General features: G+C 45.2%; 7 protein-coding genes. All 7 read right to left on the bottom strand.

The genetic code is table 11. The features are described from left to right. Positions 1 to 369: 369 nt before the first annotated feature. Positions 370 to 1,326: a 3'-5' exoribonuclease YhaM family protein gene (locus AB4114_RS33385; RefSeq protein ID WP_441992275.1), complete on the bottom strand. Its 957-nt coding sequence runs from the start codon at positions 1,324 to 1,326 to the stop codon at positions 370 to 372. Positions 1,327 to 1,453: 127 nt separating this feature from the next. After that, positions 1,454 to 2,074 (bottom strand): hypothetical protein, encoded by a 621-nt coding sequence (locus AB4114_RS33380; RefSeq protein ID WP_441992274.1) that lies wholly within the window; start codon positions 2,072 to 2,074, stop codon positions 1,454 to 1,456. A gap of 126 nt (positions 2,075 to 2,200) precedes the next feature. Then, positions 2,201 to 4,063 carry an FAD-dependent oxidoreductase gene (locus AB4114_RS33375; protein ID WP_441992273.1) on the bottom strand — a complete coding sequence of 621 codons (1,863 nt, stop codon included), beginning with the start codon at positions 4,061 to 4,063 and terminating at the stop codon, positions 2,201 to 2,203. A gap of 591 nt (positions 4,064 to 4,654) precedes the next feature. Beyond that, the gene (locus tag AB4114_RS33370; RefSeq protein ID WP_441992272.1) at positions 4,655 to 9,085 is read right to left on the bottom strand and encodes a chromosome segregation ATPase; all 4,431 of its coding nucleotides are present in this window, start codon (positions 9,083 to 9,085) and stop codon (positions 4,655 to 4,657) included. Beyond that, positions 9,069 to 9,830: a DUF6063 family protein gene (locus AB4114_RS33365; RefSeq protein WP_441992271.1), complete on the bottom strand. Its 762-nt coding sequence runs from the start codon at positions 9,828 to 9,830 to the stop codon at positions 9,069 to 9,071. Before AB4114_RS33365 ends, AB4114_RS33370 begins: the two co-directional genes overlap by 17 nt. Then, positions 9,814 to 11,340 (bottom strand): replicative DNA helicase, encoded by a 1,527-nt coding sequence (locus tag AB4114_RS33360; protein ID WP_441992270.1) that lies wholly within the window; start codon positions 11,338 to 11,340, stop codon positions 9,814 to 9,816. Before AB4114_RS33360 ends, AB4114_RS33365 begins: the two co-directional genes overlap by 17 nt. Further along, positions 11,328 to 12,374, bottom strand: a complete 1,047-nt coding sequence (locus AB4114_RS33355; protein WP_441992269.1) for a Wadjet anti-phage system protein JetD domain-containing protein — start codon at positions 12,372 to 12,374, stop codon at positions 11,328 to 11,330. Before AB4114_RS33355 ends, AB4114_RS33360 begins: the two co-directional genes overlap by 13 nt. Positions 12,375 to 12,486: the final 112 nt, after the last annotated feature.

Genomic DNA, 12,486 nt, shown 5'->3' with positions numbered 1-12,486 from the left:
CTCTTGGGCTACTTTGATGCGTTGCTCATCATAAAGGATATTGCTTTTCATACATTTCATTCCCCCTCACCGATATTGTACCTTATTGCATATTGATGACTCCAATCCAATTAGGGGGCTTCAGAGGATTCTGTTGATTTCGGTGTTTTCGGCTGAAAATAGCTGTATTTTTTACAGTTATTTCAAATAAAGTGAAGAATACTATGAAATTAGCTACATATTTTCCATCTATTTACCTTTAGTGGACCGATTAGGTTGGGGGTCGGGGTCGAGGGTGCTATAGGCGGCGTTGCGGTGAATTAACACCTCCACCAAACACAAAAAGCTGTTTCCAAGTAGATTTCTCAACTTGGAAACAGCTTTCCCTTATTACAGCTTCAAGCGATACATCGCTTTGTTTTCCAACCCACGGATCATCGGCGTCCATGAATCGGACTCCGGTGTGACAAGGAGCGTGTCCTCGACCATTTGCAGCTTCGCATCCATCGAGTCGATGTAATGTAGAGCGACTGCCTCTGGTAGCTGCGGCAGGACCGGACTTCCCCACTCCGGCAAGTTGTGGTGGGAGAGGACAATATGTTGCAATCCAATGACGAGGTCGGATTGAAGATCTAATTCAAGGTGCAGAGCAGCCTCCGTAATCCAGTTGGACGCCATGGAGATGTGACCCAGCAGCTTCCCTTGCACGCTATAGTCGGAAACGATACCGAGCTGCGCGATCATTTCTTCTGGCTTCGCAATGTCATGAAGGATGATGCCTGCTTTGATCAAGTCTGCATTAAGAAATGGACGCTGTTTGCAAACAAACTCACCAAGCTCCAGCATACGTACGATATGATACGCTAGTCCTGCGAAATACGCATGATGATGCGTCTTCGCCGCTGGATAATGATCAAGCTTGTCCCCAACCTTTGCCACGCAAAACGAAACGATAGACCGTATCGTTGGATTCGTAATACTCGCCAACACGCCATTAATCGTATGAATCAAATCGGCTGGACTGATCGGCGCAGAACGAATAAAATCAGTGATTTGCACGCCATCTTCCGGCAATGCTTTGCGAATTTTCCCAATCTTCACTTGCAAGCGTTCGCGGTACAATTGAACAAGTCCCTGCACCTTCACTAAGGTCATTGGGAAAAAGGTCTCTTTATCCGCAGCGCTGACGTCCCACATTTTGGCGGATACTTGTCCGCTCGCATCACAGAGTACAATATCCATGAAATCTTTGGCAGGTGTTGTATTGGTTTGTTTGACTTCCAACTCTTTTATTAAATAGAAACCTGTAAATTCATCTGGCGCTTGTAAATGTTTAATTAATGTCATKTGTGTGCCTCCAATAATCAATAGGAACATTATACTACGAAATGCTCCTAATTGATTAGTGGTAACCTAGAAATTTATGTTTTTTCCGTTTCACCATCTACTGAGAAACACAAGGCTTAAGGCGCTTTCACATGACATACTCACGAAAAACCTCATTCAGATACACATATTTGCTCGTTGGATATTTGAACCCTAGGAAAAAGCCAGAGAAATCAATCTGAACAGAAACAAGTCTTCGACTCGTCACTGTGCTTCGTATCACATGATTTAATAGGGTCTCATTCTGCGTATTGATTGCCTTCACTATCAACGCCGCGTAACTCGGATTGCAAATAATTTCCCGATATAAGGGAATGACTGCCTTCGCAATCGTACGATTAATCGTGGAACTGAATGTGGACTGCACTTGACCTGGACGAATCGTCGTCCCATTCGTGATCACAAGAAGCGGTTTCGGCAACGGCAAATCGACGAACCACCCCACGCCATTCGACGCCAATGCCGAAAGTGGCTCTGATCCGATGACGGAGCGAAGCAGCTTATTCATGCGTGCAATATCAGTCTCCCGCACAGCCTTCGCCCATTGGATGGAGTACGTACGGCTGCTCGCCAACTTGCGATAGAAAGGCAACATGACCGTCGCGACTTTGCGAATGGCAAATACGCGTTGTTGGATTGGCTTAGCCACGTGCAAACTAGCTTTTCTATTAGTTTTGACAAGCCCCTGACCCGTTCCGTATATAATCATCTGTATTCACACTCCCCAATCACCCTTTTAAAGTAGACTATTGCTCATGGCGGGGGATGGTGCGGGCTTATGCCGAAACAAAAAAAGTCTGCTAGAGCTTAGACTCAGGCAGACTTTCAAACACGCTCATAAACGCCTCACAATCACCTCGTCACGAGCCTCATTCCAATCCCACTGATAGCCTAGTTCTTCCGCAAGTTTCACCCAGCTTACAAGCACAAAATTGTTCAGCACTTGCACCTCTGCCGAGGGTATCGTTCCATTCCTTCCCATAAACGTGTACAGAATGCGTTTATTTTCTTCATCATACGCAGCATCACCTTGGCCTAGCTTCTCGAACGTTTGACTAAGTGGCACCCAGGGGATACCTCCAATGACAATGGGCTTAATCCCATTGTAGGTGATAGTTTGATCTTCAAGTCTGATTTGGATAAAAGGCAAATGATGCGCGATTTTATTGCCTTTCAGCAATGTAATTCTTCCATTGTCCAACTCTGCTCGCTCCGCCTCTGAGAAATGAGCAATTTTGTCCTTCGCTACTTGGTCATACAGCTTGATTTGATAAGTCTGCTCCATCCGCTTATGAAGGCGATCGATTTCCTCGGGTGTCGCCGACTTCAGGCTTCTCCCCTGCATCTGCGCCATCAATACGCCTATGCTCTCTCCAGCCATTGCCCCGTTCGGCTGAATTCTTGCGCTTCCGTAAGCCACAGCGGTTGCACCAACCAGTTTCCCCGCAGTGACGACATTGTCGTAATCATGGAGCAAATAGCTTCGCAGAGGCATGCCATATTTATCCGGACGCCCAATAGCTAGTCCCTCCCGATTGGAGCGTGAACCTTGAATATCCATGAAATACCCGCCTACACTGACGTTATCCCAGAACATCCTTCCGCTCATTAAATCCGATGCCTGAAGCACATATTCTGTTGGATAATGGTTAAACTCACGAACGTACAGTTCGTTCGGCTCTCCACCTAGTTCCAACTTCTCGAATCCAGCCATATATTTACGTAGATGATCGCGTATGAAAGGCATTTCTTCTTTCGCGAGCTTCATCCCTCGTTCAATCGTTTCCTCCCGGCTTGGATCGATGCCGTATACCTGAAGCGCGTTAATCATAATCTCCCCGTTACCTTGATTAAGAATGTTCAACCCTCGGAGATTAAGCTCGTTCTTGTTGTGTAGTTCATAGGCCGACACGATTGGCGGAAACCCATAGGCGATGTGCGAGTTCACATAGCTTTCGGGTCCGAATGTATGAGCACGCTCGATCTTCGTCATTTTCCAAAACTGAGTTTGAAACTTGTCCCAATCGACTCCCTTAAACTTCATCATGTATGTGCCACTCATATATTCGCGTTCCTTGCTCCCATATAGCGCTTCCAAACCTGGAAGCGGTTGCACATCAAGCTTTCGAACCAACTCAGCGTCATCCGAATTATCAACAAGATAAGAAGGCTTCACCATTCGCTTTTTCCCATCACCGTCTTGATAGGCGAGTGAAATGACCTTATTGCCTGTCACTTTCAAGTCTTCAAGCACGATATTTTTCTCAACGGGTATGCCTTCAATAAGTTTGTGAAAATAATGGGCAAAATCCGTTTTCGTACGGATACTTCCTTGTGTGTACTGTTGGAAAAGCTCCTTCATGCCGCCTTGCATGAGAGGAGTGCCTTCATCATCGTAGGTTCCATCGAGATAGAGCATCTCACCTTGAATGAGTTGTCCGCCTAATCGGCCTTTCGTTTCGAGGATTAATACGTCGAGACCTTCCTTCTTTGCCTTTTGAGCAAGATACATGCCCTCTAGTTCTGTTCCCATGACAACCACATCTGGCTGAAAGGTCGAATGCGTATGTAGGGTAAATCCCCCATCACTGTCTCGAAGCAGTCCGAAGTAGCCTAACACTCCGCCAGCTATCGTAATAAGTACGAGAATACCGAAAATTAATGTCGATTTCATATTACTAACTAGCCAATTTTTCAAGTAGTTCATCACCCTGCTGCATCGAATAAGTGCTTTCCCTTATTGTATGCATAATACAGAAAAAAACCAACAGGAAAATGACCAAAAAGGACCCTCCAATTTCGCAACGAAATGAGATGATCCATTATTAATGCCACTCTTCTGACGTATTCACTTGTTTCCACTGTTCGAAAATAAAGCGCCAGCAGCTGCGTGTTCCAGCGCTTTCATCAGCTTGAAGTAAATAAAAACGTCCGCTTGCTCTCCGAAGCGTAGCCACAGGAGAATAAGCAGACTTTTTGAATTTCAATAAGTATTTATTTTTCGCCAGGAAATAAAGCCAACTCAGTGTTTAACGGACGCAGGGAACGTTAGTAAGCGACAAAGTAGCCATTACAAATTCTAACGGACAACATGGCCGTTATTCCCCTGCTTAGGACACAATTTTGCCTCCAAAACAGTAAATAACGTCGTTGCTGTCCGTTACACGAGGAAACTGTCTGCTTTATTAAAAATAGCGTCGCTCGTGTCCATTAAACGGGGAACATACTATCATTGTTAGGTACGTAATACAGCATATACTCGCACTTGGTTTACGAAGTAACGCCCTCCCTAGATAAATAACTCCATCTGCTTAACGTCCCCAAGTCTTTCCAGCGAAATCGGCGCATGATCGCGGAAATAAGCCTGATTGATTTCCTTTTCCTTGGTCATAACCAGCTTGCTGCCATTGGCTGCTTGTCTGAGCCTACAGCTAAAGACAACTGGGAAATAGTCCTTGAGGAATTTGCCTTCCGCATGCGCAGTCAGTGCGATGATCTGGAAGCCAAGCTGCTCAGCGATAAAAAACACAGGACTTAGTACATGGTCACTCGATGCCTTCCCGAATGGATTATCGAGAATCACGGTGCGATGCCGCTTCATGTTCGCTTGAATATGCTGTCGCTTTTCTGCGACATAGTTGAGCAGACCTAAGAATAACGTCATATTCTTGCTCCATTTTTCACCGCCAGACCAATTATTAGACTGTTCCCATGAGAAGGAAGCCTTCGTTACGTTATTCTCATTAGTTACTTTACGGCACGATACTTTCATGACTCTTTCTTGCAAAACAATCTGCAGAAGCTGCTTGGTATCCAGCCATTTTTCAAGTTCTTTGCGAACCGTTGATTTCACTTCTTGATCGTTATCATCACGGTAATGACCTTTTTCTAGTTCGGTCAAAACCCATTCCAGATGCTTACGCAGATGATCCTTCGCCTCAAGTTCATCCCATTCAGGAATGAGAAAGGAGAAAATATGCTTCCACTGATCCTCGACCTTAACTCTCGTTTTATTCGGAATATCACGTAGTTCAGACGCGATCAGCTTCAAATGGCTATGAACATGAATGATATACTGTTCAAGTTGCTGATTATGTGTGCGCATCGTCTCTTCAGCAACGTGGTTGACACGTTCAATTCGGCTGTGCATTTTGTGCTGAAATTGCGTCAGCTCCTGATAGTTGTCTTTTTTCTCGACACCTTGCTCAGCCATTTCTCTCATTTTGACATCCTTAATTTGTTTCCGGCAAAAATCTATAAAATGGAGTCTAGCCTTCTTCACAGACGACTCTTCAGCTTCCAGTTCTTTCATCAAGGCGGTTAGCGACGTTACAGATTGCCGCACCCCTTTCATTCTGTCATACGGGAACTCTGATTTCTGCTCCTGCGTGATAAAAGCTGCCTGAATGAGTGGATTTTCAAAACCGTGCAAGATTTTGTATTGATTTAGGTAATCAATCACGTCTCCGATTTTATTTAATTGCGACTGAATTTGCGTATATTGCTGCTGTAAGCCTGATTTCTGCTGTTGTAAACGTGTATCCTCACTTTGGACGTGTGCATCCACTACACTCAGCGACTCTGTAAAAGTCATAGGCTGCTCACCCGCATGCATATCCCTATACTGCTCAATCAGCAATGTAATCCTCGTTGCTAGTTCATTATACTGTTTATCGACTCGCCCCAATTCTTCCTTATCCAGAGCCAACCGTGATTCGTGATCCTTGAGCTCTGACAATAACTGCGACATCTGTTCTTCACCCGTCACAGAGAAGGCAAGCTCCTCATTCAAATGCAAGTCCGCTTGTTCCAAGCGAAGCTTGCTCATCTCCCGCTCCAACGTTGTTCTGCTCGCTTGGGCATGCTTCAACTCCGTTTCAAGCTGCTGACGCCCTTGGGATATATGATTAAGCTTGAGATGTAAATCTTTTCTTTCTGTTTTCAACCATTCTAAGCTATGATTCGCTGCAATGGGCTGCACATCCGCCAATTCGATATACAGATCTTGACGTTGAAGACTCGCTTTCTCCGTTTTCACAACGTTCATTCTGCCCTTCACGGATTCACTCTGTAGCTTCGCTTGCTCTATCGAGCGCCGCCTGCCCTCCAGCTTTTGTTGCTGATCATCAGACTGCAGTGCAAGCTGGTCGATGGCTCCGTTCAACGTCACGATTTCTTTGCCCAGCTCGACGTATTTACTCCCTTTTTCAATCCGCTGCCCGAGCTGAACCATTTCCACTTTTTGCTCGTCCAACACGGTATTATGTTGTAGGATTGTCTGCTCTACCAAGCGTATGGATTTCTTGATGGCATCCTCTTGACCCTCTAGTTCACGCACAGCTTCGCGTGTAAGCCCTACTCGCCGTTCCATGTCTTGTACGACCTCAAGCGGGTATGCCAACAGGAATCGGCTAAAAGAGGCTTGAAGATCAGAAGTACGCTGCAGATCGCTTTCCTTTTCTTTACGCGCTATCCGAACTTCTTCTCCTTTCAAGGAAATCGTTTGCTTCCAGTTGACGAATTCCGTATCCTCCACATTATCACGCCAATGCTGTGGTTCCACCCACGCACTATCTTCCGTGGCTACCGGTGTATCACTACCCACCAGACGTGCCGCTTCCTGTGAAGAGATCACTTGAATCGGGAACTGCATATCTTCCGCATATTGCCGCAGCTTACTTGTGACTAACGCAACCTCACCTTCCGTCGTAATTAACGTCACAGACCAGAGGGGGTGAGTCATCGCTCGCTCGGTTAACTTCAAACTCTGTAAATATTGAATACCTGTCTCCAATAAATCGAACTGATTTCTCCACTTATCCACCAAACCCGCCACATACACGTCCGCAAAAAAAGTAGGCTGGGAGCTGTAATCATCGATATAACGGAAAGCGAGACGCTCTTTCAACAAGTAAGCTTCTTTCTCGATCAGCTGTTTTTCCATATCTTCTTTAAGCCGTTCTTCAATCGAACTTTGCTTCTCATAAACAGTCGAGAGCCTTCCCCATGAAGACCTATACGAAGCGATTTCGTTAAGGATGGATTCATGCACTTTTTTAAATGCGTCGAGACTCTGCTCTGAATTGGCACGTTCCACATAAGCGATCTTGAGGCTTTCACTCACCCCCAGCAGCTGTCTCTCGCTTTCCACCTTACCGAATGCCAAATCTTTGTTCTTCTGCACCAGCTGAACATTGCCCTCATCCAACTTCTGATAACGCTGAATCCAGTCCGTCATGCTGCCTTCCATGCTCTCCACGGCAGGATTGGCTAGAACAGTTGCACTCAGCTCTTCCCTATCTTTCTCACGGGCTTGCACGAGCGATCTATGTTCAATGAGTTGCTTGTTTAATAGCTCTAACTCACTTGAAAGCTCCATCAGAATTGTTTCCTCTAAGTTCAATCGATTCTGATGAGCAGCTACTTCTTGGATAAGCGTTTCTTCTTCAACCTGCCACTCCTGCTCCATCTTGCTGTAAATACTGCGAATTTGGCCACCATTCTGGATCCAAGCTTCCCGCAATACATCCTCTTCCTGGGTATGACCGAATTGTTTAAGTTCGCGCTGCACATAGTTCATGCGCTCCTCCGCAGAGGTCCATTGCTGCCTGTAATCGGCCAAACGCAACGAATAATAGCTCTCTTTCGCGCTCCGTACGAGCTTTTCTTTGAACTCAACGTCTTCTTCGACCAATCTAAGCTTTGTTTCCAAGACGGACTGCTCCTGCTTTTGCTTCGCAATATGCAGCGATTCCTTCTTCCGCGCCAATTCCTGCACTTGCTCATCGCATGCTGCCATCATCTGATGCCACTGCGAGAGCTTCGCGGTTTCCTCATTCTTCTGTTCATTGACGAGCAGCCAATAGGCCTTTGTTTCAGCTTGCGCGGCTTCATAAGCCACCTGTTTCGTATCCATCGTGGCATAGTGAAGCACATATTGATCCAATTCGATGAGAATTTTTTTATTCTCTTCGATTTTCTCTTTTAATTCTTTATATTTTTTGAAGCTGTCTCTGTGCATTTCAAAATTATTCGCGAACTCGCCTTGTTCATATCCGGMCATCGCATCTTCTACCGTTGGGATCAACAAGCGATCAAACAGCTGGCTCGTCGTTTTGCATTCATCAAAAAAACTCTCCACGCCGCCCTCTGAGCTATTGATCTTCGCAATGCGTTCCMATTCTGAGGCGATAATGCGGTAATCATTTTCCAATATTTTCTTGTATTCTTTCATCGTTGCCGGCAGCTTCGCATTCATTCTTTTCTGCGTCATCTGGTGGTAATAATCATGAATTTCGCCTCTATCGGCTGCTCGAAGATTACCAGCACTTTCCTTAACAAAAGGAATCCGATCAATGGCATCCGGATCAAGCACCGGATAGTCATACACATACCGATACGAATCAATGCCTGTTGCTGTCAAAAACAAACTTATACTTGTCACGACATATCGCCGAGGACGTTCACTTAGAATCCACTCGATCGCAATGTGCGCTGGACCATTCTCGAGACTTAAGGTATCTTTTATTTTACGTCCGGCTAGCTCCTCATGCGGCAAGATGGCTTGAAGGGCTGACTGGATGAAAACCGTCTTGCCCCCTCCATTTTCCAATAAAATCGCGCCGTTATGCCCATCAAAATGAAACAATTCGTCGTTATAGCGCTTATTTCCGTCCTCGTAGACGACATTCGTAAACCGAATTCTAGAGATCGCTGGCATGTTCGCTTCCCTCCCCCTCAAACGTATCGCTTTGATATAAAAACTCCAAAATACCGCGGTTATACTCTAGTTCCATAAAATAACGCTGCACAACCACTTTGGCCTTTTCGGTCAAGGCAATTTCCTGATTACCAATGTCGGTCACCAGTTCTTGCCCAATGAGAAACTTCCGGACCGAATCCATGAAGCTAACGCGACTGATCGTATTCCCACTTTGTTTTGCGGCCGTCTCCTTGATATCGTCCATGGCACTCCATTTTTCAATCAAAGATGTCCAGTTATAGGAGAATTCTTTCTCCATCTCTATTAATTCCGCTTCCGGATGTGTTTTCAATAACGCAATTCGCTCATTCACAAGCGCTGTCCACTCTTCAATCCCGATAAAACTTCTCGTGGGCTCCATCGTTTGATAGCTGTCATAGAAGGCGCCAATGAGCACAATAATACTGACATACATCAGATAAAGATCCGCATTCACAGCGTTCGCCCGCAGATACGTGCGTTTAATTACTTCATTATTCATATGAAAAGGCGATAGCCTTGTCTCTGGAATCATATACAACTGTTCGCCAGCAATGATCGTTACGCAATCAACTTCTCGCGCAAATTGATCCACAAGTCCGCGAACCACGTCGTCCGCCATGTAGGCTTGAAGCCACTCTTTCCCCACCTCGTTATCACGAGCGAGCAAGGTATAAATTCGAAATGCTTTCATCACTGTTCCATTCTCAAGTCCGATTGTCATCCTGTTCTCCCCATGAAATCAACATATTCTGTATGCTGAACCTATCATTCACTTTAATGATGTCCTGTTGTTCAATAACGACCAAACAGCGGCTTCCCAGAAGCGCATACATATCTTCCAGCAACGTCGCCTGCTCCTCATTCTGCTGCTGCTCATCTTCCACCGCCCGAAGGGGGCTTCTTTGATGCAAATAAATCCAAAAATCGTAAAAAGCTCTCTCGCCAAGCAATTTCGCATGTTCACGCACTTCGTACTGTTGGATAAAAGAGTTCAATTCGACGTGTCCCTGCTCCTCCATCATTTGCAGGAGCTGTTCCATCAGAATCTTATATACCTTTTTCTGCATCGTCTGGTATCGATATTCATCACTGTCTCCACCAATTACTAGAAACGTGTCATCCCGCTCCTGTCCGCTGCTGTCTTCCAGCAAATTTTGCTCAGACCACACCGTCAGAAGCGACCACATCTTCGTCTCTTGAATCGGTAAGAACGGCGCTATCACACCCTTCATTGTTTCCAATGGCAGCGGCGTACTAAAAATAAGCGAAGCAATATCCTGATCAAAATTAAAGGAGTCCAGTCCCGTATAATATAAGGATTCTTGTGCTGCGCCCAAAGCATGTGATTTGAGCACCATACTCTGGTGAAAAAGAACAGAATGCTCGCCATGCACCTTCTCAAGCTCATTGGATATCCGTAAAATTAACTCATAAGGTCGTTGATCCGCCTGTCTAACGGTCTGAGCCTGAACGCGATCCTTGGTCTCTTTCACGAATTGTCGTAATTCTTCAAACTCCTCATTCTCCATTTGCAAGCGCAAATAAATATCTTCCAGCAGACCTTTATATCGTCCGAATGTTTCCTCCGACACAATATTTCTTTTCAACTCATGCTCCAGCTTGACCATCCGCTCCTGCAAAGCTTCCACGTCGATCCGCATTTCATTGATTTGCCGCAGAGCGCCTTCGAATTCGCCCTTCTCAAGTTGCTTACGAAGTACCAGTTGATGAATCGATAATTGGAATTCCGTATAAAATTCTTTGGTCGCAAAAATAAGCTCCAACCCATCCTCGTCGAGCGTGTAGTACTGCGTATTCGTTTTTAAATCGAAGGCATTCGCTTTCAGAATCGATATGTAAATATGCTCCTGCACCCCAGATTCCCAGTTCATAAACGTAAAATCCCGTTTCTTCCCTGTCGTCGGGCGAAACACTTGCGTGATCTGCCTAGCCAGATCCTCAAATCCGGCATCGTCTAGATCAATGAAGGGCCCCGTCACTTTCAAAAGAAACTCGGCTAAGTCTCTGACACCCGCCTTGTTATTTCGCATCAACTTCTGCTCAAAAAAATAAAGCAGCGAGAGCAGCCCAAGTTCCATAAAATCGATTGGTTTGTTTTGTCGATCTGTTTGCCGCTTTCTCTGAAGCTCATAGAGCGGATCAAAAAGTGCCAGCTTGGTCATTCGTTCCCGAAATCCGGAAATCACCTGACCAATTTCTACGTAGTCCATGCTGTGTGCCTCCAAATCTTGCAAAGCTCTTGTGTAGGTAATATTTCTTGGGGAAAATAGCCGCCCGTTGCTAGAGAATGGTTAATCGTTTCTTGTTCCTCCACCGTAAAATGAAACAGAAAATCTTGCAGTGCCTCCTCATTACCCCGTTGGTTCTCTTTACCATAAGCAAACTCTCGGCTCAAACATTCTCTGTAAAAGGGGAGGGCAAGAAAAGCCGGTTTACCAAAATATTTAAGCACCTTTTTATTAAATAGATGCCAAATATGGATGCCTTCTCTATCAATATCGCCAAAATAGTAGAATTCATGCGCAGCATCCTTGAGCGGAAGCTGCATCGGCAGCAGTTCAATGCTTCTCGTTATACGATATCCGCCGCCAAAAATTAGCGTAGTAAACGGAACATCAGGCATTGCCTGCAGTAGCGCTTGATACGTTGTTTTATTTTCAACGATTAGATGCCTATGAATCACACCCGTTAAATTATATGGATTCACAGCAAACATCAAGGGGTCCTCTACATGAATAATAAGAAGCTTGTCCCACAAACCGATTCGAGTCAGCAGCTCTTTCCCCTGCTTCTCTGTTATCCACTTCTCATCCGCGACTAGCTCAAAGCTTCGTTCTGGCGCTGGTACTGGGGTGGTTGGAAGCTTCTCTCTTTTCAAATAGGCATCGACCCGTTCAATATAGTGCCTGTCTTGCTCCCAATTTTCCGCTCCTAACGAATAGTAGGCATCCAGTTGAATATCAGGATGCAAAAGCAGTCTGGCCTGATGAATATCCTTGTGTGTATCTACTTTTAACCGATTTTTCTGCAAACTATATTGATAAGCAAGGGCTGGTCGTTTAATTGTTCTCCCTTGTTTCTGAACCATCCGTAAGATCTCATCCGATTCAAGCTCGAGTACCGACTGAGCGAATTGTTCATAGGTACAAGGCAGACCTTGAAATAAAGCTTCTAGTTCGTGAAGAGCAACTTTGGTTTTCTTTAAAGTTTGTAGATATGAACGTATCCGAACGTTGGGGTTCATGAATTTGTGCTCCTATTAGAGAATATATCCACCTTACATCATAACCGATTGTGATCGTTCAGACCATTAGTCTTAAGATGATTCCAGAAATAAGAAAAAATCCGCCTGATCT

This window comes from Paenibacillus sp. 2RAB27, from assembly GCF_052115445.1.
GTDB lineage: Bacteria > Bacillota > Bacilli > Paenibacillales > NBRC-103111 > Paenibacillus_E.
The sequence above is the reverse complement of the archived record's forward strand: the minus strand, read 5'-3'. Positions and strand labels throughout refer to the sequence as shown.

Excerpts from the sequence above, each read along its gene's own strand:
- AB4114_RS33385 (WP_441992275.1), bottom strand. The coding sequence starts at position 1,326 with ATGACATTAATTAAACATTTACAAGCGCCAGATGAATTTACAGGTTTC.
- AB4114_RS33380 (WP_441992274.1), bottom strand. The coding sequence starts at position 2,074 with ATGATTATATACGGAACGGGTCAGGGGCTTGTCAAAACTAATAGAAAA.
- AB4114_RS33365 (WP_441992271.1), bottom strand. The coding sequence starts at position 9,830 with ATGACAATCGGACTTGAGAATGGAACAGTGATGAAAGCATTTCGAATT.
- AB4114_RS33360 (WP_441992270.1), bottom strand. The coding sequence starts at position 11,340 with ATGGACTACGTAGAAATTGGTCAGGTGATTTCCGGATTTCGGGAACGA.
- AB4114_RS33355 (WP_441992269.1), bottom strand. The coding sequence starts at position 12,374 with ATGAACCCCAACGTTCGGATACGTTCATATCTACAAACTTTAAAGAAA.